This window comes from Sphingomonas sp. AC435, from assembly GCF_979253005.1.
Genome location: NZ_CEEDCJ010000002.1, coordinates 141,861 through 167,787 on the forward strand (window position 1 = coordinate 141,861; position 25,927 = coordinate 167,787).

General features: G+C 66.6%; 21 protein-coding genes, 1 tRNA gene, 1 pseudogene and 1 riboswitch. Of the genes and pseudogenes, 4 read left to right on the plus strand and 19 right to left on the minus strand.

Annotation, left to right across the window (positions count from 1 at the left end; all coding sequences use genetic code 11):
- Positions 1–123: 123 nt before the first annotated feature.
- Positions 124–348, minus strand: a riboswitch (cobalamin riboswitch).
- A gap of 375 nt (positions 349–723) precedes the next feature.
- From AC0CH8_RS04280 to AC0CH8_RS04300, 5 genes are all read right to left on the minus strand, one after another.
- Positions 724–3,921, minus strand: coding sequence for an efflux RND transporter permease subunit (locus AC0CH8_RS04280; RefSeq protein ID WP_465238838.1), 3,198 nt, complete (start codon positions 3,919–3,921; stop codon positions 724–726).
- 3 nt (positions 3,922–3,924) lie between these two features.
- Entirely contained in the window at positions 3,925–5,073 is a 1,149-nt protein-coding gene (locus AC0CH8_RS04285; RefSeq protein ID WP_465238839.1) for an efflux RND transporter periplasmic adaptor subunit, read from the minus strand.
- Entirely contained in the window at positions 5,070–6,332 is a 1,263-nt protein-coding gene (locus AC0CH8_RS04290) for a TolC family protein (RefSeq protein WP_465239151.1), read from the minus strand. Before AC0CH8_RS04290 ends, AC0CH8_RS04285 begins: the two co-directional genes overlap by 4 nt.
- Positions 6,333–6,388: 56 nt before the next feature.
- On the minus strand, positions 6,389–6,718 hold the full coding sequence (locus AC0CH8_RS04295) for a hypothetical protein (protein ID WP_465238840.1): 330 nt from the start codon (positions 6,716–6,718) through the stop codon (positions 6,389–6,391).
- 685 nt (positions 6,719–7,403) lie between these two features.
- Positions 7,404–9,692, minus strand: coding sequence for a glycoside hydrolase family 3 N-terminal domain-containing protein (locus AC0CH8_RS04300; RefSeq protein ID WP_465239152.1), 2,289 nt, complete (start codon positions 9,690–9,692; stop codon positions 7,404–7,406).
- Between the two features lie 134 nt (positions 9,693–9,826).
- Between AC0CH8_RS04300 and AC0CH8_RS04305 the strand changes: the two genes are divergently transcribed.
- Both AC0CH8_RS04305 and AC0CH8_RS04310 read left to right on the plus strand, forming a co-directional pair.
- A complete protein-coding gene (locus AC0CH8_RS04305) occupies positions 9,827–10,816 on the plus strand; it encodes a LacI family DNA-binding transcriptional regulator (protein ID WP_465238841.1) in 990 nt (329 codons plus the stop codon).
- A gap of 1 nt (position 10,817) precedes the next feature.
- On the plus strand, positions 10,818–12,242 hold the full coding sequence (locus AC0CH8_RS04310; RefSeq protein ID WP_465238842.1) for a glucoamylase family protein: 1,425 nt from the start codon (positions 10,818–10,820) through the stop codon (positions 12,240–12,242).
- Here AC0CH8_RS04310 and AC0CH8_RS04315 read toward each other — a convergent pair.
- From AC0CH8_RS04315 to AC0CH8_RS04335, 5 genes are all read right to left on the minus strand, one after another.
- Positions 12,208–13,989: a family 43 glycosylhydrolase gene (locus AC0CH8_RS04315; RefSeq protein ID WP_465238843.1), complete on the minus strand. Its 1,782-nt coding sequence runs from the start codon at positions 13,987–13,989 to the stop codon at positions 12,208–12,210. The genes AC0CH8_RS04310 and AC0CH8_RS04315 overlap by 35 nt on opposite strands.
- On the minus strand, positions 13,989–14,657 hold the full coding sequence (locus AC0CH8_RS04320) for a DUF6445 family protein (protein WP_465238844.1): 669 nt from the start codon (positions 14,655–14,657) through the stop codon (positions 13,989–13,991). The genes AC0CH8_RS04315 and AC0CH8_RS04320 overlap by 1 nt, the downstream gene beginning before the upstream one ends.
- Before the next feature lie 4 nt (positions 14,658–14,661).
- Positions 14,662–17,613, minus strand: coding sequence for a TonB-dependent receptor plug domain-containing protein (locus AC0CH8_RS04325; protein WP_465238845.1), 2,952 nt, complete (start codon positions 17,611–17,613; stop codon positions 14,662–14,664).
- An 83-nt stretch (positions 17,614–17,696) separates the two neighbouring features.
- The gene (locus tag AC0CH8_RS04330) at positions 17,697–19,247 is read right to left on the minus strand and encodes a tryptophan halogenase family protein (RefSeq protein WP_465238846.1); all 1,551 of its coding nucleotides are present in this window, start codon (positions 19,245–19,247) and stop codon (positions 17,697–17,699) included.
- A gap of 269 nt (positions 19,248–19,516) precedes the next feature.
- Positions 19,517–19,663, minus strand: a complete 147-nt coding sequence (locus tag AC0CH8_RS04335; RefSeq protein ID WP_465238847.1) for a hypothetical protein — start codon at positions 19,661–19,663, stop codon at positions 19,517–19,519.
- A gap of 423 nt (positions 19,664–20,086) precedes the next feature.
- On the opposite strand from AC0CH8_RS04335, the gene AC0CH8_RS04340 reads away from it, so the two are divergent.
- The gene (locus AC0CH8_RS04340; RefSeq protein WP_465238848.1) at positions 20,087–20,278 is read left to right on the plus strand and encodes a helix-turn-helix transcriptional regulator; all 192 of its coding nucleotides are present in this window, start codon (positions 20,087–20,089) and stop codon (positions 20,276–20,278) included.
- Here the strand turns inward: AC0CH8_RS04340 and AC0CH8_RS04345 are convergent.
- The 5 genes and pseudogenes from AC0CH8_RS04345 to AC0CH8_RS04365 form a co-directional block, all read right to left on the minus strand.
- Entirely contained in the window at positions 20,225–20,731 is a 507-nt protein-coding gene (locus tag AC0CH8_RS04345) for a tyrosine-type recombinase/integrase (protein WP_465238849.1), read from the minus strand. The genes AC0CH8_RS04340 and AC0CH8_RS04345 overlap by 54 nt on opposite strands.
- 56 nt (positions 20,732–20,787) lie before the next feature.
- A complete protein-coding gene (locus AC0CH8_RS04350) occupies positions 20,788–21,222 on the minus strand; it encodes a tyrosine-type recombinase/integrase (protein ID WP_465238850.1) in 435 nt (144 codons plus the stop codon).
- A 77-nt stretch (positions 21,223–21,299) separates the two neighbouring features.
- A pseudogene (locus AC0CH8_RS04355) lies at positions 21,300–21,425 on the minus strand (Arm DNA-binding domain-containing protein); the annotation flags it as partial.
- 339 nt (positions 21,426–21,764) lie between these two features.
- Positions 21,765–21,839, minus strand: a tRNA-Gln gene (locus tag AC0CH8_RS04360).
- A gap of 46 nt (positions 21,840–21,885) precedes the next feature.
- A complete protein-coding gene (locus tag AC0CH8_RS04365) occupies positions 21,886–22,968 on the minus strand; it encodes a branched-chain amino acid aminotransferase (RefSeq protein WP_465238851.1) in 1,083 nt (360 codons plus the stop codon).
- A gap of 63 nt (positions 22,969–23,031) precedes the next feature.
- On the opposite strand from AC0CH8_RS04365, the gene AC0CH8_RS04370 reads away from it, so the two are divergent.
- Entirely contained in the window at positions 23,032–23,520 is a 489-nt protein-coding gene (locus AC0CH8_RS04370) for a MarR family transcriptional regulator (RefSeq protein ID WP_465238852.1), read from the plus strand.
- A gap of 1 nt (position 23,521) precedes the next feature.
- On the opposite strand, the gene proC is transcribed toward AC0CH8_RS04370, so the two are convergent.
- The 4 genes from proC to AC0CH8_RS04390 all read right to left on the minus strand — a co-directional run bounded on the left by proC (position 23,522) and on the right by AC0CH8_RS04390 (position 25,755).
- On the minus strand, positions 23,522–24,328 hold the full coding sequence (gene proC / locus AC0CH8_RS04375; RefSeq protein WP_465238853.1) for a pyrroline-5-carboxylate reductase: 807 nt from the start codon (positions 24,326–24,328) through the stop codon (positions 23,522–23,524).
- Positions 24,325–24,831: a type III secretion system chaperone family protein gene (locus tag AC0CH8_RS04380; protein WP_204194146.1), complete on the minus strand. Its 507-nt coding sequence runs from the start codon at positions 24,829–24,831 to the stop codon at positions 24,325–24,327. The genes proC and AC0CH8_RS04380 overlap by 4 nt, the downstream gene beginning before the upstream one ends.
- Before the next feature lie 71 nt (positions 24,832–24,902).
- Positions 24,903–25,181, minus strand: a complete 279-nt coding sequence (locus AC0CH8_RS04385; protein ID WP_465238854.1) for an accessory factor UbiK family protein — start codon at positions 25,179–25,181, stop codon at positions 24,903–24,905.
- A gap of 22 nt (positions 25,182–25,203) precedes the next feature.
- Positions 25,204–25,755 (minus strand): TspO/MBR family protein, encoded by a 552-nt coding sequence (locus AC0CH8_RS04390; protein ID WP_465238855.1) that lies wholly within the window; start codon positions 25,753–25,755, stop codon positions 25,204–25,206.
- Positions 25,756–25,927 lie beyond the last annotated feature (172 nt).

Consider the following 25,927-nt stretch of genomic DNA (forward strand, 5'->3'; position numbering starts at 1 on the left):
CTCACCCAGGTTTTGCGGGCAGAAGGTCAGGCGAAAGCGCGCAAGGCGTGAACAGGCCCGAAAGGCGCCAAGGCCACGGACCGTCGCATCAAGCGCGATCCACCGGAGGAACCCCCGTCCGAGGAACGTTATGGCGTCGATAGGCAGGTATCCTGGCTCACGGGTCAACGCGGTGGCTCCGGCCTTCCCAGGCTCCTTGCGGGAACCCAGTGACACGAATTGGAGCCGCCGCTCACCGCTTACAGTTGCGGGGGCAGCGCCGGATTCTGCCCTGAAGGGCACCACCGGCTTCCCGTCTTAGCCCCATCGCCATGCCTGGGATGGGGAACCTCGACATAACCGTTCAACACCATCGGTCCGATGCTGTCAATGCGATATAACGATATCCTTATATCTTTATATCATTGCGGGGTTCTTGTGAACGCGGCGCCGGTATCCGTGCGTGCACCGTCGGCACACCCGCCGACGTTTACCTCAAAGACGTTCTCAGCGACCGTACCAAGGTCGAGCTTCCTTCGCTGGATGAGGGAAAGCCAAGATTGAAAATGACTGCGATTCCGGTGCTGCTCCCGCAGATTGCCGCCGTCGAGTAGATAACCTGGCGGGAAAACGATGCCCTCGTATATTGTCAGTGCCGCCCTGCTACACGCCGAGCGTGCAATCAAAGGGGCCCGGTTCCGGACATTCGGGTATCCTAAAGACATCCCAGCTCCAGACGTTCGTTCAGCTAGCGGAGTCGCGTTCGGGTCGACTTCGCCACGCGCCGAATCGGGCGTAGAGCGTCGGCAGGACGAACAGGGTCAGCAGCGTCGCCGAGATGAGGCCGCCTATGACGACCGTCGCCAGCGGCTTCTGCACTTCCGCGCCGGCGCCGTGGCCGAGCGCCATCGGGACGAAGCCCAGACTTGCGACGAGCGCCGTCATGGCGACCGGCCGCAGGCGGGCGAGCGCCCCGTCACGGGCGGCCTGCACCCGGTCCATGCCACGCTCCATTAGGTCGTGGATGGACGACACCATGACCAGCCCGTTGAGCACTGCAATTCCCGACAACGCGATGAAGCCCACGGCGGCGGACACGGAGAACGGCATTCCCCGGAGGACCAGCGCCAGCACGCCGCCCACCAGCGCCAGCGGCACGCCGGTGAAGACGATCACCGCATCGCGCACCGAGCCGAGCGCCCCATAGAGCAGCAGCATGATCACCGCGAAGCAGACGGGCACCACGAGCAGCAGTCGGTCGCGCGCCGAGGCGAGATTCTCGAACTGCCCACCCCATTCGACGTACGTCCCCGGCGGCATCTTCACCTGTGCGTCGATGGCCGCACGTGCATCCGCCACCACGCCGGCGACGTCCCGGTCGCGCACGTTCGCCTGCACGACCACGCGGCGCTTGCCGTTCTCGCGGCTGATCTGGTCCGGGCCGTCGACGACTGCGATGTCGGCCACCGTCGACAGCGGCACGAAACGGCCCGCCGATGTCGGCACCGGCACCTGCGCCACTTCGGTCAGGTCCGACCGCGATGCTTCGGATAGGCGGATCACCACCGGGAAGCGGCGATCGCCCTCGAAGATCACACCGGCCTCGCGACCGCCGATCGCCGCGGCGACGGTGTCCTGCACATCGCCGGCGGTGACGCCGATCCGCGACATCGCCATGCGGTTGGGGCGGATGTCGAGCATCGGCAGTCCTTCGGTCTGCTCGACCCGCACGTCGACCGCACCACGCGTCTTGCGCAGAATGTCGGTAATGCGGCCGGCAGCGTCGTTCATGCCGCCGAAGTCGTCACCGAACACCTTGACCGCTATGTCCCCGCGGACGCCGGCGATCAGCTCGTTGAAGCGCATCTGGATCGGCTGGGTGATCTCGTAGGCGTTGCCGGGCAGCGTCAAGAGCTTCTTCTCCATCCGCTCCACCAGTTGCTCCTTGCTGAGGCTAGGGTCGGGCCACTCGGCACGCGGTTTCAGGATCACGAAGGTGTCGGTGGCGTTGGGCGGCATCGGGTCGGACGCGATCTCCGACGTTCCCGTGCGCGAGAAGGCGAAGCGGACCTCGGGTTGGCGCGCCAGCATCGTCTCGACCTGGAACTGCATCGCCTGGCTCTGGTCGACCGAGGTGCCGGGGATGCGGACCGCCTGCACGAGGATGTTACCCTCGTCCAGCTGCGGCAGGAACTCCTGTCCGAGCGTCGTGAACGCGACCCCGGCGAGTGCCAGCGCACCCACCGCGACGCCGAGAGTCACGGTCGACCGCCCCATCGCCTTGCCGAGGCCCGGCTCGTAGCGGCGACGGAGCCAGCCGATGATCCGGCTCTCCTTCTCGTCGACCGGTCGGCTGAGCCAGATGGCGATGGCAGCGGGCACGAAGGTCATCGACAGGATGAAGGCGAAGACGAGCGCGATGATGACGGTCAGCGCCATCGGCTCGAACATCTTGCCCTCGACGCCGGTGAAGGTGAGCAGCGGCGCATAGACGAGGATGATGATCGCCTGACCGTAGACGGACGGGCGGATCATCTCGCGCGCCGATGCCGCCACCAGATCAAGGCGTTGCCGGAGCGGCAGCGGCTCGGCTCGGCCGTGCTGCGCGTCGCCAAGCCGCCGCAGCGCGTTCTCGACGATGATGACGGCACCGTCGACGATCAGCCCAAAGTCGAGCGCGCCGAGGCTCATCAGATTGGCCGAGACGCCTGCGCGGAGCATGCCGACGCTGGTCAGCAGCATGGTGATCGGGATGACCAGCGCCGCGATCAGCGCCGCGCGGAAATTGCCGAGCAGCGCGAATAGCACGACGATGACGAGCAGCGCCCCTTCCGCGAGGTTGCGGGCGACCGTGGCAATGGTCGAATCGACCAGTTCGGTGCGGTCGAGCACCGGCTTGATCACCACATCGACGGGCAGCGCCCGGCCGATTGCCTTCAATCGTTCGCCGACCTTGGTGGACACGGTGCGGCTGTTCTCGCCGATCCGCATCACCGCGGTGCCGACGACGACCTCGTGGCCGTTCTCGGAAGCGGATCCCATGCGCAACGCCTGCCCGGTGCGGACGGTGGCGATCTGGCTCAGCAGGATGGGCACGCTCTCGCGTGTGGCGATCACGGTCCGCGCCAGTTCGTCGGCGTTGCGCACGCGACCATCCGCGCGGACGGCCAGCCCCTCGCCGTTGCGGTTGACGACGCCAGCCCCGGCGCTGGTGTTGGTGCGCTCGAGCGCTGTCGCGAGATCCTGAAGCGTGATCTTCATCGCCGCCATGCGCTGGATGTCGGGGACGACCAGATACTGCTTGGTGTAGCCGCCCAGACTGTCGACGCCGGCGAGGCCGGCGCTGCTCTTCAGCTGCGGGGTGACGATCCAGTCCTGGACGGTGCGCAGGTAGGTCGCCTTGTCGGCGGCATCGACGAGGTGGTCGCCCTCCGGCGTGATGTAGCTGCCATCCTTCTGCAGGCCGGGCTCGCCATTGCGATGGTTGACCTGGTCGAGCTCGCGATATTCCACCGTCCACATGAAAATGTCGCCGAGCCCGGTGGCGATCGGCCCCATCTCCGGGTTCACGCCCTCGGGCAGGCTCTCCTCCGCCGTGCGTAGCCGCTCGGCGACCTGCGACCTCGCGAAATAGATGTCCGTCTTCTCGTCGAAGACGGCGGTGAGCTGAGCGAAACCGTTGCGACTGAGCGACCGGGTATGTTCGAGGCCGGGAATGCCGGCGAGCGCAGTCTCGACGGTGAAGGCAACCTGCTTCTCGATCTGGTCGGGCGAAAGTGCCGGCGCGACGACGTTGATCTGCACCTGGTTGTTGGTGATGTCGGGGACGGCATCGATCGGCAGCCGCTGGATCGCGAACAACCCGGCGAGTGCCGCGGCGACGGTCAGCAGCAGGACGAGCCAGCGCTTCTCGACGGCGATGGTGACGATACGGGCGAGCATGACCTAGTCCTCGTCCTTCGCTTCGACCTTGCCAAGTTCGGCCTTGAGCGTGAAGCTGTTGGTGGAGGCGATGCGCTCCTCGCCGGTCAGGCCGGCGGTGACGGTGACCGAGCCGCCGTTGGTGCGGCCGAGCGTCACCGGAATGGCTTTGAAGCCGGACGGGGTTCGGACGAAGACATGCGGCTTGTCGCCGATCATCTGCACGGCCGCCGATGGCACGGCGACGCTGCGATCGCCGGTGGCCGGCAGCAGCACCGACACGCTGACGTTCTCGCCGACGCGCCATGTGCCGCCTGCGTTGTCGATGGTCGCGATCACCGGCACCAGCCGGGTGGTCTCGTCGAGGATCGGCGAGGCGAAGGTCACGCGGCCTTCCTGACGCCGCCCCGCCGACGTCACTTCGACGCGCGCGCCAGGCGCGACGCGCCCGGCATCTGCCGGCACCAGCGACATCGTCACCGACACCTTGCCGAGGTTCGCGACCCGGAAGATCTCGGCGTCGGCGGCGATCTGCTGGCCGAGCGTCGCCGAGCGGGCGATCACTTGACCGGTGATCGGCGAGCGGACGGTGATGCGGTTGAGCGCCCCACCGCCACCACCGGTGGCCGACAGTTGCTGACGGGCGAGACGTAGCGCGATGTTCGCCTCGGTCGCGGCGGTGCGGGCAGCGACGAGGTCCTGCTCGGGCGACACGCGTTCCGCGAACAGGCGCTGCTCGCGACGCAGGTTCGACTGCGCCAGCGCCGAGCGGGCGCGCGCCGCTTCCACCTCGGCGTTGAGGCTTGCGGCCTCCCGGCTCTCGATGATGGCAAGCGTATCGCCGCGTCGGACCGGCTGGCCGAGATTGCGCGTCAGAGAAACGAGGCGTCCGCCGATGGCGGCCGAGACCACCTGCACGCCCTGCGGGTCGCCCTCGATGGTCGCGGGGAGCTCGATCGCGCCGGCCACGCCGCCGACGGTTGGGCGGCTGACCTCGATGCCTGCGTCGGCGATCTGCTGCGCGGGGAGCGTGGCGCTCATCGGATCGCCGGTGGCTACCTCCTTGGTCTCCCCGGCTTCGCCGGCGTTTTCCGCGGGCTCCGCCGACCGGCCGCAGCCAGAGATGGCGAGCGCCAGGACGGTCGGCATGGCAGCCTTCATGATGCGGTTCATCGTTGATCGTCCTTGGGCAGCGGCGCGGCGGCGGTCAGCCGTTCCAGACGTGCCTGAGCATCGTGATGGGCGGCCAGCGCGTCGATCGCGGCCGTGCGGGTATCGAGCAGCGTGCGTTCGGCATCGAGCAGATCGAGCTGCCCGAACTTGCCTTCGCGGTAGCCGATGCGGGCGATGCGGGCGGCCTCGGTCGCCGCGGCAAGCGCCGGTCCAGCGGCGTTGCGCGCCGTGGTCGCGGCGTTCTCGGCATCGGCCTGCGCCGTTGCCATGTCCTGCTCGGCGTCGAGCAGCGCGACCCACCGCTGTGCATCCGATTGCTCGCGCTGCGCCTCCGCCACGGCGATGCTGGCGCCCCCGTTGTTGAAGACATTGAGCGGGATGGAGACGCCGAACACCGCGGCGACGTCGTTGGTCTGCTCCAGTCGCCGCGCGCTGGCGCTGACCGTGAGGTCGGGCACCCGCTGGCTTCGCGCGAGTCGCACCTGCGCGCTCGCCGTGTCGAGGTCGGCGCGGGCCGCTGCGACCGTCAGGGTCCCGGAAGTCGCCATCGGTCGCATCGTGCTGGTCGAAGGCACCGCGTCGAACCAGCTGCGATCGAGCTGTCCCACCGGCATGCCCAGCAGCCGTGCAAGATTGCCGGACGCAGCCTCGGCCGACCGTCGCGTTCGTTCGAGCGCCCCTTCCGCAGAAATACGAGCGACGTCCGCGCGCTGCTCCTCGAGCGGCGATGCGCGGCCGGCCCGCACCCGCACGCGGGCGGCACGCAGCACTTCGGCCGCGATGCCTACCTGATCCTCCGCGATGATGACCCGCCGCTCGGCGGCGACGGCGGCGTTGTAGGTCTGTGTCACCCGCAGCCGCAGGTCGGCGCGCGCGATCTCGGCCTGGAAACCGGCACGTCCGATCTGCGCCTGGGCGACGGCGATGCGGGCGCCGCGCTTGCCGCCGAGTTCCAGCGGCAGCGCGAGGCCGAGCGTCGTCTCCGACGATCGCAGCCCCTGATAGATGCCGGTGCCCGCGACGTTCTCCGCTTCACCGACGATGGACGGATTGGGTCGAAGGCCGGCGACGCGGCGCTGCGCTTCGGCGGCACGGATGCCGGCCGCTGCCGCGTCCTGGAACGGCGACGACGCGCCCGCCCTGTCGAGCGCCTCGGCGAGCGTGAGGACCGGCGCCGGAGCGACGATCCGGTCGGTCTGGGCCTGCAGCGACGATGCGCAGGCGCCTGCGGCCAGGACGGCCGCGATGATGCGATGCATGGAATGCTCCTGACGGTAGTGCGTGGACGCGCAGTCGCGCGCGCCCAATCGACGCGTCAGGCCTGCGGAGGTCGGAGAGCCGCTTCCGTGTCGTGCCCGCGCAGCGCGCGGCTGAGATCAGCTGGCGGCAAGGTCGATGCCGCGAGGATCGGGGCCGCCGCCGTCTCGACGATCGGCGTGTTCACGTGGTGCTCGTGGCAGCTCGCATGATGGTGCGGATAACCCTTGTCGGCATCCGCCGGGACCTCGTCGCCGTCACCTGGTGCATGGGCGGCCATCTCGGTCCTGCTCATCTCGACGCCGCCTGCTTCGGCGGCATGCGCCATGCCGGCCCATGTCGTAAGGACCAGCATCAGGCACGCCAGGAAGGGCACGAGCTTGCGCATACGTTCCCTTATCACTGAGCAGGCGCGACGTAACCCTACTTGCTCGATCTGCAGGAGGGACCAGTCAGAGAACGCATAAGTGGACGTTCACGCGCACCTGCCCGTTGTCCGAATCTGCCGCTATTTCATGCGACCAAACGGATTGATCGGGCGAGCCCGGTCGGCAACTCGATTGACCTGATTGACTACACGGTACCACGCCATGCTTATGCAGCGGGGCTGCCCTATGCGGGATTGGAGGTGCGGCAGGATCTGATCGCGGGGACGGCCGGCAGGCCGCATGATCGGCGCGGCTGAAGCGGGTGCCAACGGCGGCCCTTGGGTAACGTGGACGCGGGTGGGCGCTCGACAACCGCACGTACGTGGAAGTGCGCCAGTCCCTCCCCTGGAGGGGCGGTGACAAGCTCAGACGAACCGATATCGTCGGGGGCGCCCCTTCGCCGTGCAGGCAAAGCATCGCTCCAACCGCCCTCCCCCCGGTTGAGATCGTTACGCGGTAGGTCCGCCGCCTGTCGCCTAGTCACCCTCCAGCGAAAACCGGGTCCCAGTGGAATCAAATTTCCAGGCAATTACCACCGGCAGCTCAACTGGACCCCGGCCTTGGCCGGGGTGGCAAAAGAGCAGTTTGCAACGATCTTCCAAAGGGTGGGTTTACGCCGAAATGTCTCATTATCCGGGTCCCGGATTACCCCGCCCCCAGCACGAACCGCCCGGTCACTCCCTCCGCCTGAGCGGAGGGCGCGATCCAGACGTCGAACTCGCCCGGCTCGACGGTGGCTTTCATTTCCATCCCGATGAACTCCAGATCGCGGCGCGTCAGCGTGAAACGCACCGTCTCGCTCGCGCCCGGGGCGAGCCGCACCTTGCGGAACGCCTTCAACTCGCGGATCGGGCGGGTGATCGTCGCCACGCGGTCTCGGAGGTAGAGCTGGACCGTTTCCTCCGCCGCCCGCGTGCCCGTGTTGGTCACGGTCGCGGCGATGTCGATCGTGCCGTTCCACGCCATCGTTGGCGGCAATGACAGCGCCGAATAGCCGATCGTCCCGTAGGTCAGGCCATGGCCGAACGGATAGAGCGCCGCGTTCATCGCCGTGCGGTATTTGGCCTTGTACGGCTCCGACAGCGTCTGCGCCGGACGGCCGGTCGCCTTGTGGTCGTAGTGGTACGGCTCCTGCCCGGTCTCGAACGGAAAGCTGATCGGCAGTCGCCCGGACGGGTTCGCCGCGCCGAACAGGATGTCGGCGGTGGCATGGCCGCTTTCGGAACCCAGGAACCACGTGACGAGGATCGCGGGCGCGTCGCGGACCGCCCCGGTAAGCGCCAGTGCGCGACCGTTCTTCAGCACGACGACGACCGGCTTGCCCGTCGCCGCAACGGCCTCCGCCAGCGCCTGCTGCACGGGCGGGACGATGATCTCGGTGCGCGACTGCGCCTCGCCCGACATCCCCTCGCTCTCACCGATCGCGAGCAGTACCACGTCCGCCGCCTGCGCGGCCGCGACCGCCGCCTCGATGCCGCCGGGGATCGGCTTTTCGACCTCGGACCCCGCGACGACCGTCAGTGCAGCCTTGTCCTTCAGCGCGGCGCGGACGCCGGTCGCCAGATCGACAGCATTGGCATTGTCTCCGTACACGACCCACGGGCCGTTCAGGTCGTGCTGGCCGCTGGCGAACGGGCCGATGAGCGCGATGCGCTTGCCGGAGGAAGGCAGCGGCAACAGCCCGCCGTCGTTCTTCAGCAACACGATCGATCCCCGTGCCGCCTCGCGGGCCAGGGCAAGGTTCGCCTTCGTCCGCGACCGTGCCTTCTCACGCTTCGCATCGATGCGTCGGAACGGATCGTCGAACAGGCCGAGCCGGTGCTTGACCGCCAGCACGCGGCGGACCGATGCGTCCAGCGTCGCCTGAGGCACTACGCCCTCGCGCACCAAGGCTGGCAGGTGCAGCATATACAGGTTGCTCTGCATCGACATATCGACGCCGGCGAGAAACGCGATCCGAGCCGCGTCGCGACCGTCCTGCGCGAAGCCGGCTGCGATCATCTCTTCGTCACCGGTGTAGTCCGATACGACGAGGCCGGGGAAGCGCCATTCGTCGCGCAGCAGCGTCTTCATCAGCCACGGATTGCCCGTCGCCGGGATGCCAGCGATTTCGTTGAACGACGCCATCGTCGACGCAGCGCCGGCATCGAACCCAGCCTTGTACGGGGGCAGATAGACCTCGCGCAGCATCCGCTCGGATACGTCGACGATGTTGTAGTCGAGGCCGGATTCCGCCGCGCCGTACGCCGCGAAATGCTTGACGCAGGCCATGACGGCATCATTCGCGGTCAGGTCGCGCCCCTGAAAGCCGCGAACGCGCGCGGCGGCGAACAGCTCGCCCAGCCGCACGTCCTCGCCTGCGCCCTCGACCGTGCGGCCCCAACGCTGGTCGCGCGCGATGTCGACCATCGGCGCGAAGGTCCAGTCGATCCCGGACGCCGCCGCCTCCGACGCCGCCGCGCGGGCGGTGCGCATCGCGAGATCGGGGTCGAAGCTCGCGGCCTCGGCGAGGGGCACCGGGAAGATCGTGCGGTGGCCGTGAATGACGTCGGCGGCGAAGATCAACGGGATCTTCAGGCGCGAGTCCTTCATCACCGCGCGCTGCATGCGTTCCGCCATGACCGCGCCGTTGCCGTTGAACACCCCCGTCAGCTTCCCCGCGACCGCATCCGCGACCTGCCCCTCGAAGCTGGGTCCGGTCGACGGCGGGTTCAGGGCGGTGGCGACGCCGCCGCCCCACGCCGCAGCGTTGAGCGTCAACTGACCGGCCTTTTCCTCCAGCGTCATCGTCGCGATCAGCGCATCGATCGAGGCGGGAACCGCGCCATCGGCCGGGACCTGCATCAGCAGCGCGCGCGCCGGGCTGGTCGCCCAGGCGGCGATTGCGCCGGCCCCCATCAGCGCCGCACGCCGCGAAAGTCGCGTATCGACCATGATCAGGCCCCTCCTCATTGTCGATCCGGAGCCTCGCACCCTTTGCGCTTGCCGTCGGCCGTAACCGGTTACATAGACGACCCTGACAGGCGATGACAATCGCCGAACCGCCGCCAAAAGGCCAGAGGAGAGCGATGGGAGAGCCGACGATCCGGGACGTTGCGGCACGCGCGCAGGTATCCGTCGCCTCCGTGTCGCGCGCGATGAACGGCGCGAACAACGTCCATCCCGATACCCGCACGCGCATCGCGGAAGCGGCGAAGGCGCTCGGCTACGTGCCGCATGCCGGTGCGCGCAGCCTGAGCCTAGCGCGGTCGCACGCGATAGGCGTCGTGCTGCCCGACCTGCACGGTGAATTCTTTTCCGAACTGGTGCGCGGGATCGACCGGGCGGCGAGCGAGGCGGGTTACCACCTGCTGCTGTCGAATATCCATGCCGATGCCGGGCTGGCGGCGCAGGCGATGCGATCGATGCGGGGGCGCGTCGACGGGTTGATCGTCATGGCCCCGCAATTCGGGCGCGAATTGCTGGATGCATCGCTGCCCGCCTCCCTTCCCTCCGTGCTGGTCGCGACCCCCGACGCCGGCGAGCGCCCGTCGCTGCGCATCGACAATGCGCAAGGGGCGGCGGCGATGGTCCGGCACCTGATCGAACGCGGTCGACGCCGCATCGTCCACATCACCGGCGGTCAGGCGAACCTCGACGCGCGCGAGCGATGCGAGGCGTATCGCGTGACGTTGGCGGAGGCCGGGCTGAAGCCGCCCTGCGATCCGGTCGAGGGTGATTTTCAGGAAGCGGCGGGCCTCCTCGCCGTTCGCCGCCTGATCACAGAAAAAATAGCGTTCGACGCGATCTTCGCTGCCAACGACATGATGGCGCTCGGCGCGCTTCAGGGCTTGAGGGAGGCTGGTGTCACGGTGCCGGCCGCCGTGGCCGTGACGGGTTTCGACGACATCCCCCTCGCCCGCTATCTGGGGCTGACCACCGTCAGCCTCGACATCGCCGGGATGGGTGCCCGCGCGGTCGAGCGGCTGGTCGGGGCGCTGGGTCACAAGATGAGCGGTGATGTCGCGGAGGAGCGGATCGGCACCACGCTGGCGATCCGGGGCACGAGTGGAGGATGAGATGACGATCGACCGGCGCATGTTCCTGGGTTCGGCGGCGGCGGTCGCGGCTGGCTCCGCCCTGCCCGTCCACGCTGCTGGCCCGACACGCACCCTCCCCGCACCGTTCGACGATATCCAGCGGCGGACCTTCAATTACTTCTGGGAGCGGACGAACAAGGCGAACGGTCTGGTTCCCGACCGCTGGCCGACGCCATCCTTCGCCAGCATCGCTGCGGTCGGCTTCGGCCTGACGGCTTGGCCGCTGGGCGTGGAGCGCGGCTGGATCACGCGTAAACAGGCGCGCGATCTGACGCTGACCACGTTGCACTTCTTCGCCGGACTGCCCAGCGGCGACGCCGAGACGGGGATCGCGGGACATAAGGGCTTCTTCTACCACTTCCTGGATATGGACACCGGGTTGCGCTACCGCGAAACGGAATTGTCCAGCGTGGACAGCACGTTGCTGTTCCTGGGCATGCTGTATGCGGCGGCTTGGTTCGACCGTGCCGATCAGGCCGAGGCAGAAATCCGGCGGCTGGCGACGGACATCGTCGAGCGGGCGGACTGGGTGTGGTTCCAGCGCGGCCAGCCGCAGATATCGATGGGCTGGCATCCGGGCACCGGCTTCATCGCGCGCAACTGGGACGGATATAATGAGGGGATGATGGTCTACATCCTCGGGCTGGGCGCAACGAAGCACCCGCTGGCGGACGGTGCCTGGGAGGCGTGGACGCACAGCTATCCCGGTTTCTGGCGTGGCAGCGGGCCGACCCGTCACCTCGCCTTCGCGCCGCTGTTCGGGCATCAATACAGCCAGATGTGGATCGATTTCCGTGGCATCCGCGACGAACCGATGCGCGCCGCTGGGTTCGACTATTGCGAGAACAGCCGCCGCGCCACCTACGCCAACCGCGCGTGGTGCGTCGCCAACCCGATGAAGTGGGACGGCTATTCGAAGGATATCTGGGGCCTGACGGCGTGCGACGGGCCGACCAATGCAGAATTGCCGTTCAGGGGTGAGACGCGGCCCTTCTACGGCTATTCCGCGCGTGGGCCGGTCGATCAGCCGGACGGACGCGACGACGGCACGCTGGCGCCCACCGCCGCGCTCGGCTCACTCGCGTTCGCGCCGGAGATCTGCATCCCGGCGGGACAGGCGCTGCACCGGTTCCAGAACGGGCGGCTGTACGGACGGTACGGCTTCCTCGACGCGTTCAACCCGAGCTTTCGGTACGATGTGAAACTCGAAACCGGCACCGTGACGAAGGACGGCGGCTGGGTCGCGGAGGACTATCTGGGTATCGATCAGGGTGCGATACTGGGCGCGATCGCCAATTACAGGGACGAGGGCGTGTGGCGCGTGATGCGCCGGTCGCCGACGATCCGGCGGGGGCTGACGCGCGCGGGCCTCACCGGTGGTTGGCTATCCGCACCGGCCGGCTGAGCCGCGACACCCCGCGCTCGTCGAACGCCTCGATCGCGACCCAATAGTCCTGATCGACGTTCAGCGCGCGCAACGCCAGCCGGTCCGGGCGATCGTCCGCGAATAGCTGATAGGTCAGCGTCAGCCGGTCGGGCCTGAGCCCCCAGCGGACATTGTAGCCGGTCACGCCCGGGACCGGCCGCCATGCGATGTCGGCGTTGCGGCGATCCGCCTGCCGCTCTCCACGCAGCCCCTTCAGCATCGCCGGTGGAGGGCCGTCGGCGTTGCCGAACACCCGTAGGTCGCCGATCGCCAGCGTCGCGCTGCCGACGTGACCGTGGACGTAGCGGACGTATCGCACGCGGACCGGCGCAGGCAGTTCGAAATAGGCGTTTGGACGGTCGCGCCGGGGCGGCTCCGTGCGTGCGATCGGCGTCCAGCGTGCGCCGTCGAGCGACGCCTCCAGCGCGAACTCGGTATAGATGTCCGGCGCATCGGCGAAGCGGGCCGACTTGTAGTCGGCGAAGTTCACCTGCACCGCTCGCACCGTTTTCGCCGCGCCGAGATCGAGCGTCAGCGTCTCCCCCGGCGCATTGCGGCCCGCGACCCAGAAGGTGCGCGGGTTCTCGTCGGTGGCCCGGGCCGCTGCGTATCCACCGTCGGTGGAGGATGCGGTGGCTGGCTTGCGATAGGACAGCAGCATCCAGCCGGTGAAATAGCTGTCGAGGTCGTCGACCTTCCGCTTCGGCGCGTAATGCGGCAGGTCGCCGAACCGCGTCGACACGATCATCTGGCCGTCGTCGGCGAAGCGGGTCGGGAACATCGCGATCCGTCGCTCGAATGCCCAGTTATGGCCGATCCACGGAGTGCCGGTGTTCCACCAATTGCCGTGCCCATCCTCGAACGTCGATCCGTGCCCCGCCCCCTGCACGAAACCGCCCGGCTTGTACGCCACCGGATTCCACGGCGCATAGGTGAACGGCCCCAGCGGTGATTTCGCCGTATATGTGCCGTTGGCATAGACGTTATATTCGGTGCCGGGCGCGCCATATTGCAGATAGTAGGTGCTCCGCACCTTGGTCATCCACGCCCCCTCCATGAAGGGCGTAATCGGCGTTCCGTTCGGCAGCGTACCGCTATGATCCTGTCCGAACCGTTCCCAGCCGTGCTTCAGCGGATCGAGGCCGAACAAAGGTCTGGGCGTGCCGATATAGGCGAGCGACCGCTTCGGATCGAGTTCGATGCCGTAGAGCGGAAAAACGTTCGACGAATTCCAGTACAGGTACCAGCGCCCGTCATCGTCCTTGAACAAGGCGGGATCCCACGGCCCCGGCGGCACCTGGCCGGGCTTCATCGTGTCCTCGAACCCCGATCGCACCATGCCGGGCAGCGGCGGCATGCGGCGCGTCAGGAACTCGAGTCTGCCACTGGCCGGATCGTCGCTGACCAGCACCGCATCCTGGCCGGTCATCGACGGCATGATGTAGAGTCGCTCCCCGTCCGACCACACCGCCGGCGCGACGATGCCGCGGAAGGGCCAGCGGCTGGGTTTCACGAACGTCCATGTCACGAGGTCGGTCGAGCGCCAGTACCCATCGGCAAGAGTCTGGAAGAGGTAGTACGCCCCCTTGTGCCGCACGATCGCCGGGTCCGCGCCGGTGCGATACGAGATGCCCTCGTTCACCTGCTCCCAATTATAGCGATAGTCGATGTCGATGGGGTTGGCGTAGGTCCGGAGCGCTGCCGCCAGCATGGCCACAATCCGCATCACCGCCCCCGGATGAAGATGTTCGTCGTCAGCCGGCCGACGCGTGGATCGGCACTGAGCACGGCGCCGGCGGGGATGATGCCGGAATGCAGCAGCCGTCCCTGATAGATGACCAGCCGGTCCGTCTTGCCTTCGACCGATCCGATGCGTTCGAAGCGTTCATCGTCGGTGACGATGTAGCCGTCGCCCGCCCCCTCCGCCCGAACCGTGGTGACGAAGCGGTCGTAGGTTTCCGGCGTCACCGCCTCGATCCCGGTCGATCGCTGCCGGTAGAAGGCCGTGCCCGGCGTGTCCTTCAGATAGTGTAGCACCGCGATATAGTTCGCATCGGTGGAATCGAAGTGCGGCGCACGCTGCGCCGCCGACAACGTCGCGGGCGTGGCGGTGACGATCGAGAAGCTCGCCTCCAGCAGGTCGAACGCGTCCAGATCGAACCCGCCGGCGATGAATGGCGCAGTCCCCTCCAGCAGGTCGCGGACATAGCCGAACGCCGCTGGATCGCTCTCCCCGATCACACGGCGAACGCCCGGATAATGCGGGTTCGGCCCCTTCGGAAAGGGTGCGAGCGCCACCGCCATGTCGACGATCGCCGGGACCTTGCCCGACGCATCGTCGACGATGACGACGGGGTGCCGCCCCGTCCCGATCAGGTCCCGCCGCGGCGTCATTCCATCAAAACCGGTACTTCAATCCCGCCTGGAAGGTGCGTGCGTAACCAACGGTATTGTTCTGCTCCAGCGTCGGGTTCGGACCGCTGCCCGCGCCCCAAGTCTCGTAGTTGCGGTTGACGGAGTCGAACACGTTGAAGATGCCGAGGTCGGCGGTGACCTCATGCCCCCACGGCATCTCGAATGTCTTCGCGACGCGCAGGTCGAGGTTTTTGTACGCGATATCCTTCTTCGGCGTGAACACGCCACCGTCATTGTAGTAGGTGCAGCCGTTGCAATTCGGCACCGTGCGCGTGAAGTCAACGTTGCCGAACGCAGGACCGGAGCCGAGCGTCAGCGTGCCTGACAGCTGGAAGCCCCACGGGATGTCGACGATCGACGTGCCGACGAAGCGGAACTTCTCCAGTCCGCGCGTGCGCTGCCACCCGAACGCATCCTGACGACCGGCGTTGAACATCTGTCCCTCGTCGAAACCGATGCCCTGATTGGACTTGGCGTCGGAGATCGTGAGCGACGCGGTCGCGCCCCAGCCGGCCGACTTGTTGTACGGCTTGTCGGCTGTCAGGTACACGGCGGTGAAGCGCGCTTCGCCGTTCGAGGACCCGATGTTCAGACGGCCGGTATAACCCGCAGGACGCCCTTCGATCGGAAAATTGTCGCGGATGAAACCGTCGCCGGCGTCGGTGTAGTTGCCGTTGGGCTGACGATTGCCACGCACGAAGATGAACGCGTCGTGCGACCGGTTGTGGGCGATCGCCGCCGACAGCTGCCAATCGCCCGCCTGCTTGCGAACGCCCAGGGTCAGCTGGTCGGTAAACGGCGTTTTGGCATCGTTGTTGATGACCCAGATGTCACCGTTCAGGCCGGAATTCGCCACCGCCGCGCGCAACTGCGCAGGATCGCGATAAGCACCCTGAAACGGGATACAGTCCGTCGTCTGCCCGGCCTGACAGAAGTTGACCGTGACGTCGCTGCGGATCGTGTTGAACAGTGTCTCCAGCGAGGCGAGATAGAAGATGTTACGATCGTAATAGCGGCCGGCGCCGGCGAAGATCACCATGTCGCGATCACCGTTGATGTCGTAGCTGGCTCCGAGCCGCGGCTGGAACGCGCCCTTGAACGGATCGCGCTTGGTGCCGTCGGTGATGTAATCCTCAGGGTCGATGCCCGCCGCCTTCCACGGCTGGTAATTGCGCAGTGCGTTGGCGATCTTGTCCGGCGTCACGAACTTGTTGTTAAAGTTGTTGGATTCGTAATCCCAGCGCAGGCCGGCGTTGATCGTGATATGATCGTCGACCGTCCAGTCGTCCTGAATGAACAGGCCGAGCTGGTTGTTCTTCGCACGGATCGGCGTCGCCGGCAGCAACGAGATCTGCGCGCGCACCGGCGTGCTGGTGCCGAAGCCCGTGAAGTCCGCCGCGTTGAAGCTGTACGACCCGTTCGCAAACGCATCCTCGATCCGCTTCAGCTTGGTGCGCGAGAAGCGCAGACCCGCCTTGATGACGTGCCCGTCGAGGCCGGTGTAGGTGAAGTTGTTCTTCAGCGTGTAAGCGCTCTGATCGTTTGCCTGCTGGAAGGAATTGGCGCCGCCGATCAACACTTCGGCACCGGTCGCGTTCAACAGCTTGAACTCCGGCCCGACGGTCACGGTGGGCGTGCCGGTGAAGCTGCTGAAGCGGCTGATCGTCAGCTCGTTCAACCAGGTATCGGCCCGGTGGTTGTATTCGAGCTGGTAATTCTCCGACTTCGTGCCGAGATCGCGGCCATTCTCGAACAGGCGGATGCCGCCGAAATCGGTGACGTCCTGCTCTTCGCGGCGAAAATAGCTGACATTGATGGTGTCCGCGGCGCTGGCGAACAGCGTCAGCTTGCCGAAATACAGGTCCTGCTTGAACTTGCCGGCGAAGCTGCCTTGCGCGCCCTGCACGATCGTGTTCGGCAGCGAGGTATCGGTCAGGTTGACGACCAGCGACGGGCTGGTCTGGCGCGTGGCTTCGTAGGCCGCGAAGAAGTGCAACACGCCCGGGACGATCGGACCGCCGAGGTCGCCGCCATATTGGTAACGCTTATAGTCCGGCTTCTCGTTGTAGCAGGTGCGCGTCGCGTCGTCGGCGCATGGGAAACCCTGGTTGTTTGCCTTGCCCTTGCGATCGAAATAAGGCTGGCCGAACCACGCCTTCGGCACAAACTGTCCGAACGCGCCGCCGTGGAATTCGTCGCCGCCGGTCTTGGTGATCGCGCTGATGATCGCCGACCCGGCCTGTTCGTATTCCGCCTTGTAGTTCTGCGTCTCGACGCGGAACTCCTGCACCGCCGATTGCGGGAAGGGATTGCCCTTGGAGAAGTTCTGGCCCGCGACGCCGCCGAAGCCGACCTGATTCTTCTGGCTGGAACCGTCGATGTAGACGTTGACGTTGTTCGAGCTGACGCCGCCCGCCTGAATACGCTTGTTGTTCGGATCGTTCGACACCGTCACGCCCGGGGCGAGCGCGGCGAAGTTGAGGAAGTTGCGATCGTTCTGCGGCAGGTTTTCAAGCTGCGCCTGACTGACGCTGGTGCCGATCGTCGCGGTGCGAACCTCGGGGCGACCACGACGCGCGGTCACGATGATTTCACCGCCGCCGGCGGCGACTTCTTCTGCGGGCGTCATGTCGACGGAGATGGTCAGGCCGACCGGCACGGTCGCCTCGACGGTGCGGTCGCCGGCGACGATCCGATACAGCGAGGGTCGCAATCCGACCAGCGTGAAGGCACCCGCGGCATCCGCGGTGGTCGTGACAGGGCGTCCGGTGACGGTGTCCGTCGCGGTCACGGTCGCACCAGCCGGCGCACCCTGCCCCTGGATAGTGCCGACCGTCTGCGCATAGGCGGCGGATGCGAAGCCGAGCGACGCCGTCAAAGCCGTGGCAGAAATGCCGAACGCCAGCGCCGAACGCATGCCGAAAATCTTGCCCATCGCATCCCTCTCCCCACCGGCCGTAACCGGTTACATTCTCGAGCCAGCGTTAAGGCTGGTCCCTGAGCGACGTTAAGACGCTTTCATACGCGCACTGTCAATCCTCCTACCGGTGGTCGCATCACAGGTGTGGCCGCCACGCTACAGTTGCGCTGAATATAGACAGAGTGGTCGGGCATCGCGCGGGCGCAATCGGCCACGACGGCCTCGATGTCCGACAGGAAATCGATCGCCTGATCGTCGGGGATCATGTCCACCATCGGGTCGTACCGCATCGCCATGCCCTGCCCCAGCAGCACCTGCACCCAGCTTTCCTCGCGGAACAGTTCGGCCTTGTTGCGGACGAAGAAGCGCGCCGAGGATGCGAACAAGTCGAGCCGCTCCTTCAGACTGTCGGGCACGTCCATCGTCTTGCAATAGCGCCAGAAGTCGGTGTCCTCGCGATCGGTGACCTTGTAGTGGGCGATGATGAAGTCGCGAATGTCGCAATATTCGAAGTCGGTCTGGCGGTTGTATTCGGCGATGTCGCGCGCGTCGAAATCCTCGCGCGGGAACAGTGAGATCAGCCGCAGCAGGCCGGTGTGGATCAGGTGGATGCTGGTCGATTCCAGCGGCTCCAGAAATCCGCTCGCCAGCCCGATCGCGACGACGTTCTTCTCCCATGCTCGCTCCCGCTTGCCCGGCCGGAATCGCACCGGTCGCGGATCGGCGAGTGGCTTGCCGTCGAGGTTTGCCAGCAGCGTGTCCGCCGCCGCCTGGTCGCCGACATGCGAGCTGGCATAGACATGGCCGTTGCCGATCCGGTGCTGCAGCGGAATGCGCCACTGCCAGCCGGCGTCGCGCGCGGTGGAGCGGGTGTAGGGCGTCAGTGGCGACACGCTTTCGCACGGGACCGCCAGCGCGGAGTCGCACAGGAGCCAGCGGCTCCAGTCTTCATAACCTACGCCCAGCGTCTGCCCGATCAGCAGTCCGCGCATGCCGGAGCAGTCGACGAACAGGTCGCCGTCCACGCTGCGGCCGTCCGCCAGCACGAGGTGGTCGACGAAACCGTCGTCGGGTCGTTGTTCGACCGACACGATCCGCCCCTCGATCCGCTCGACTCCGCGCGCTTCGCAGGTCGTGCGCAGGAACTGCGCGAAGAGCGACGCGTCGAAGTGATAGGCGTAGTCGATGCCCGCCATCGGCGACTCCGGCTGGCGCGTGTCGGGAAGCGCGAAACGGTTTAGGCGCGCCGCGACGCAGTTCACCGCATAGGTGTCGAAATGCTTCGCCTGTCCCCGCGGCGCGTATTTCAGCCAGAACTGGTGCGGGTGCAGCCACATCAGGTCCTGCCCGATCTTGCCGAAGCCGTGGATGTAGCTGTGGCCGCGATCGCGCCAGTCGACGAATTCGATGCCCAGCTTGAACGTCGCCTGCGTAGCGCGGATCATCGCGACCTGATCGACACCGGCCAGTCCGCAGAAGGTGCGGATGCTGGGAATGGTCGCCTCGCCGACGCCGATCGTGCCGATCTCGTCGGATTCGATCAGGCGGATGTCGTAGCCGTCGATCAGCAGGCGGGACAGCAGGGCCGCCGCCATCCAGCCGGCCGTGCCGCCGCCCACGATCGTCACCGTCCGCCGCTTGGCGATCATCGTCCGCTCTCCTCTGCGCGACGTGTCGCGCGTCGGGGCTTGGAGAGCAACCGGCTTCAACTCGCGGCGTCCATAGCCCGTCGAGCGTGCCTCCTTGCCGTCGTACAGTGTGATCTTACCGCCTTGACGAGGATTATCGTGACTTAGCCGTGGGCGACGGCCTAAGCTTTCGCGGCGTCCGGAATACGCGGCCACTGCGCAAGTCCCGCTATCGCGTCGGCCAACGCATGGTGCGCCGGAGCTCCAGCATCGCCCGCTCCGCCCCCCGCTTAAAGGCGATGCACCTCGCGCTTGAGCTGTGCGCCGCCCAACACCGCCACCAGGATCCCGGTCGCGGTCTTCCGCAGCGCGTCGTCGATGTCGCACCCGCGAAGCGCGTGACGCGAGATGCCCGCGGAACGAAGCAGCGCGTTCATCCAATTCCGGCCCGTGACGGCGTGCTCGCTAACAGGTCGTGCTGGTCCAGCGCCTCGACCATCCGCCCGTCGAGGCGTCTCGTTCGAACCGGGGCGAGGTAAACGATCAAGATCCGTCTGAACGAACGTCCGCTTACCTGACGTGGGCGGCGGAAAGTGGCCCGGCCACTTACCACCAGCTTTGCCGAAAAACGGACTGGCTGCTTTTAGAGAGACGCCCACCATGCCGCTTCGTCGCGAAGTGCCTTGAATGCTTCGATAATCCGCCGAGGCTCAACTGAAGGCTGTTTGAAAAGGTTCGAGATGTGTCCAATCTGCCTCGGCGCACTATACGCAATGTTACGACCAGTGCGGCCTTGCGTTTCTGTTAACACCAGCCGATCAATGGGTAGGCAGGCAGGCCCGTCACTTGGGATGACTCGAATGAGCGATGGGTACCTGCGTCTCGCGTCCGTGATCGCAGCAACGGGCCTCCCCCGATCATCACTGTACCGGTTGATCGGAGAAGGCTGTTCCCCGAAGCAGGTGTCGCTTACGCGGCGGACCGTCAGGTGGAAGGTTTCAGCCGTGCAGCGCTGGCTCGACGATCCGGGCGGTTTTCGGGAAGAGCGCTGAGCAGCATCCCGGCCTGCGGCAGCGCGGCAGCAGTTTGTCTCCCTGCATTGCCTTGACCTCGGCCGCATCAAGATAATCGGCCCGCCATTGCGTCATCGGCCGTCGGTGCACGAGATAGCGAGCCGCGTTGTACGCGGCTGGCCCCCCCTGAGGCTGATGGGCGAGTTGATGCTCGATCCAGTCCGGTTCGAACGATCCGCTCTCGTTAAGGACCGTGCTAGCGAGGCCACAAAATTTATGGACCGTGGCCTTTCCGCGAGGCCCGATGCGGTACATGATGTCGGGCATGCGGTTTTCGCTGATCGTCAGCGTCTCGGAATCCGCGACCGGGAACAGGAAGCGTCCGAGACAGTGCGGGCCGTTGGCGTGCCAGACGCTCAGTTCGCGAAGCCCGTCGAGGATGTCCAGCGCCTGGCGCGACAGCGGGACGAGATGCTCAGCCCGCATCTTCATTCGCTGAGGCGAAAGCCGCCATAAGGGTTCCGGCCCGTCGAGCCCTCGAACTCCGATCATTCGGCGAACCGGGTCTCCTGCGTGCGCACTATGGTCAGCATGGTCCACCGCAGGGCGAGATGGCTAAGACGCTCCCCCTTAACGGCGTTCAGCTTCGCGAAGAAATCGGGAAGGTCCCGCGCCTGCACCTTTGCCCGGTGCGCTACGGGTCGCGGCTTCGACATGGCAGGATTGAGATCGCGGCAGGGACTCGTTTCGCAGCGTCCGTCCAGGATCGCGTAGCGGAAGATTTCGCTGCAATGATTCTTCACCCGCCAGGCCATCTCGATCGCGCCCCACGTCTCGATCTTCCGGATCGCGTCGAGGATCTGCCGAGGCGCAATGCGCGCGATGTCGAGTGGTCCGATGACCGGAAAGATATCAGCCTCGAGTCGGCGCGTGACCAGCGCCGCGTAGCGCGGAGTCCAGATAGCAGACGGATCTCGAGCCACTCGAGCGCGACACGTTCGAACCTGTTGCGCACGCGCTCGCTTTGTTGCGCGTCCGCGGCGGCCCGCTCTTGCCGTCGTTCCTCAGACGGATCGCGTCCGAGCGCGAGTTGCTGCTTCATCTCGTCGTGCCAGGCACGTGCCGCGAGCAGCGACAGCTGCGGATAAGGTCCGCCCGAGAGCAGCTTCTGCTCGCCGGCGAAGCGGTAGGCGAAACGTCACAGCTTGGCGCCGTTGGGTTGGACATGAATGAACAGTCCGCCGCTGTCGAACCGCTTGTACGGGCGGTCTTCTGGCGCAAGCGACATGATCGCGATGTTGGTAAGCATGTTGGTACGTCGAGCCTCCGAAACAGGTTCGAATCCCGCGACGCCAAAATCTGTTGGTATGGATGACGAAGCAACCGAAAATTGTACCAACAACCGGGTCGGGCTGCAACGGTCGGTCGCGAGACGTCCCGGGACGCAAACCCGCGGCAAGTCGTTGATCAGCCAGTGATTATCGGGACGTTCCGGGATGCCCCCGGACGACCCGGGAAAACGGATTGGCTGGGGCGGCAGGATTCGAACCTGCGCATGGCGGCACCAAAAGCCGCTGCCTTACCGCTTGGCGACGCCCCAGTGGAGCGCGGCCTTATAGCGACGCTCGCGAGAGAAGGAAGCCTGTTCAGCCCAGGCGATGCAGCCAGTTGTGCGGATCGGGCGCGGTGCCGCGCTGGATGGCGTTGAGTGCCTGATGCAGGCGCTGCGTGATCTGGCCGGTGCCGCCGCCGCTGATCGCAAAGTCGCCCTCGGCATCCTTGACGTTGCCGACCGGAGTGACGACCGCCGCGGTGCCGCAGGCGAACGCCTCGACCAAACGGCCGCTCTGCGCATCGGCCCGCCACTGGTCGATCGCATAGGGTTCCTCGCGCACCGTCAGCCCGTCGGCACGGGCGAGCGTGATCAGCGAATCGCGGGTGATGCCCGGCAGGATCGTGCCGGTCAGCGGCGGCGTCACCAGCGTCCCGTCGTCGAGGACGAAGAATAGGTTCATGCCGCCCAGCTCCTCGACCCAGCGGCGATCGACCGCGTCGAGGAACACGACCTGATCGCACCCCTCCGCGATCGCCGCCTTTTGCGCGATCAGGCTGGCGGCGTAGTTGCCGCCGCACTTGGCGGCGCCGGTGCCGCCAGCGGCGGCGCGGGTATGCTCGCGGCTGACCCAGACGGTGATCGGGCGCATGCCGCCCTTCCAATAGGCACCGACCGAGGAGGCGATGACCATGTACAGGTATTCGGCCGCCGGCTTGACGCCAAGGAATACTTCGGACGCGAACATGAAGGGGCGAAGGTACAAGGCCCCCTCGCCGCCGGGTATCCAGTCGCGGTCGGCATCGACCAGCCGCTCGATCGACTCGATGAACAGGTTTTCCGGCAGTTCCGGCATCGCCAACCGGCGCGCGCTGTCCTGAAAGCGGCGGGCATTCGCGTCGGGGCGGAACAGCGCGGTGCCGCCATCCTCCAGCCGGTATGCCTTCAGGCCCTCGAAAATCTCCTGCGCATAATGAAGCACCGACGACGCCGGATCGATCTGCAACGGCGCGCGGGCGGTGACGTGCGGATCGTGCCAGCCATCGGCGTCGGAAAAGCGGATGACCGCCATGTGATCGGTGAAGACGCGGCCGAACCCTGGGTCGATCATCCGCTCCGCCCGATCGGTGCTGGCGACCGGCGAGGCATTGGGGTCGAACCGGAAGGAACTGGGCATCGGCGTCTTTCTGGCGTTTTTTGGTGTTGCGGTCGCCTAAGACGGATGTCTAAACGGGTCAACATGGCTGCCGCTGCACCTTCTGCCCCCGCCCTGTTCCTCCGCGAGCCCGAGCTCCGCAGAGGTATGGAATTGCTGTACTTCGGTCACGCACACCTCACGAAATCGGCTGATCGCGTTCTGGCGGCGGAGGGTCTCGGACGGGCTCACCACCGCGCCTTGTACTTCGTTGCCCGAAAGCCGGATTTGACGGTCAGCGAACTGCTGTCGCTGCTGGCGATCACCAAACAGTCGCTCGGCCGCGTGCTGACCGAACTCGCCGAGCGCGGGCTGGTCGAGACGCGTGCGGGCGATCGTGACCGGCGGCAGCGGCTGTTGCGGCTGACGCCCGCCGGGGTAGAGATGGAAAGCGACCTGTTCGAGGGGGTGCGGCAGTTGATGTCCGCCGCCTATGCCAGCGCGGGTCAAGCTGCCGTCGCAGGCTATTGGGCGGTACTGGAGGGCCTGATCCCAGAGGAGGAACGCGGGCAGGTCCAGGGGCTGCGCGACTGACCTAGCGCGCCGCCGCCGCCATGGCGGCGTTGCGCTCTGCCGAGGCGGCGAGCGTCGCCCTCAACAGCCGCTTCAAAGCGTCGTCCCGGTCGAGAACGTTCAGCCCCTCGCGAGTCGAGCCACCGGGGCTGGCCACCCGATCGGCCAGAGTCGCAGGCGTCTCGTCGCTGGCGGCGAGCATGTCAGCGGCGCCGGCCAGCGTCGCACGGGCGAGGCGGAGCGCCTGATCCGCGGGCAACCCGAGCGCCGCGCCCGCCTCCGCCAGCGCCTCGGCGAAGCGGAACACGAAGCCGGGGCCACAGCCCGCCAACGCCGTCACCGCGTCATAGTCGGCAGCGTCCGCGATCCACTCCACCAAACCGAGCGGTGCGGCCAGCGCCTCCGCCAGCGCATGCACGGCGAAGTCTGTGCTACTCGTGTGGAGCGCAGTCACACCGCGCCCGATCGCCACCGGCAGGTTGGGCATGGCGCGAACGATCGCGGCCGACGGGATGCGTCCGGCGAGTGCCGCCTCCTCGACGCCTGCGAGGATCGACACCAGCACCGCCGGCGACAATCCTGATAGCGCCGGCGCGACGATGTCCAGTTGCTGCGGCTTGACCGCCAGCACCAGCACGTCTGGTCGTTCGTCAAGCGGAATAGCGGTTAGGTGGCGGACCCCGTCCGGTACCGGGCGCATCGTGCGGGTGACGACCGTGACCTGTCGCGGATCGAGCCCGGCGGCGATCCAGCGGGTCAGCATCGCGCCGCCCATGTTGCCGCAGCCGATCATCCACAGCGGACCGTCCAGAACGAGCGGCGCGCTCATGCCTCGCCGTGCGTTTCGACCAGTGCCGCGGCCAAAGCCTCGCGCGGGCTCTTGCCGCCCCACAGGACGAACTGGAACACGGGATAGAAGCGCTCGCATTCCTCGATCGCCGACTCGACCAGCAACTCGGCGCCCGACAGGCTCAGCATCGGCTCTTCCTCGCCGTCGACCAGCGCGGCGTGGCGGTACAGCAGGATACCGCTAGACGACCACAATTCGAAGTGCCCGATCCAGAGCTGTTCGTTGACGAGGCCGATCGCCTCGTACAGCGCCGGCCGGCGATCGTCGGTGGCCTTGATGTCTGGAAAAGCCAGGAATTGCAGGACGCTGTCATCGTCGCGCCAGAGGGCGCGCAGTTCGTAGGTCGTCCAGCTGCCCTTGATCGACGCGACGATCTCGTCGTCGTGTCGCTCGAATTCCCAATTATGGGCGGCGTAATACGCCTCGAGCATATCGATCGGGGCAGACGGTTCGTTGTCGTCGTGGTCGGTCTGGTCGAGCATCCTGCTCCTTATGCCGCATCACGGCGCGCGATGCGAGACGCCTGTGCAGGGCGCGGAAGGTTAGGCTAAGGTTAGTCCAATGCAGCGTTCGGCGAGGGCGCGGCCGACGCCGGCTTCGCCTCCAGCGCGTCGAGCCGGGCGCGCAGGGCGTCCGCCTCGTCGCGCGCCGCCGCGGCCATCGCCTTCACCGCGTCGAACTCGTCGCGGCTGACGAAATCGAGCCCGCCGATCCACTCGCGTGCGCGCGACCGGGCGCTCGACTCGGCTTCCCGCCCCATGCCGGCGATCGTACCCGCCGCGCCGTTGAACAGCTTGGCGACATCGTCGAGGAGGCGGTTTTCGGATTGCATCGTCGTTCCTTGAAAGTTCCGTCTACAGCATCTGGGATGTACGGGCCGTCGGCACAAGGGTTTCCGCATCGGGGTTCAGGCGGTGGATGCTCCACGTCAGCACGCCCGCGAAGCTGATCCACACCAGATACGGCACCATCAACCACGCCGCCGCACTGCGAATTCGCCCGAACGCGACGGTGGTGGCGATGCCCAGCACCAGCATGCCCGCGATCACCACGGCGGCGAGCAACACTTGATGCGCGCCGAAGAACAGCGGCGTCCAGCCGAGCGACAGCCCGAAGGCGAGCACGAACAGCAGGATCGCGAAGCCGCGCCCGCGTGCCCCGCGCGCGTTGAGGATCATCGCCAGCGCCAGCCCGAGCAGGATGTAGAGCGTGGTCCACACGATCGGGAAGACGATGTCGGGCGGGTTCACCGACGGCTTGTTCAGCGCCAAATACCACGCATTTTCACTGCCGGCCGGGACCGCGCGCCCGGACAGGAAGCCCAGCAGCAAGAGCAGCGGCACGGTGAACACCGCCCAGCGCAGGAACGACGCCCTCAACTGGCCCTTCGATGCGATCCCGCCCACGCGCGCTCCTGTCCGTCGTTTCGCAGGTGATGCCCGACATGCGGGGTGGCGTAAAGCTGGCCTACGGATTCCGTTTCAACGGCGAAAGTGGGAGCCGTTCTTGCAGACGCATCGATCCCCGACCGCCATACCGGGACGAGCGCGACATGACGGAGCGTGAGTGTTCGGGCGT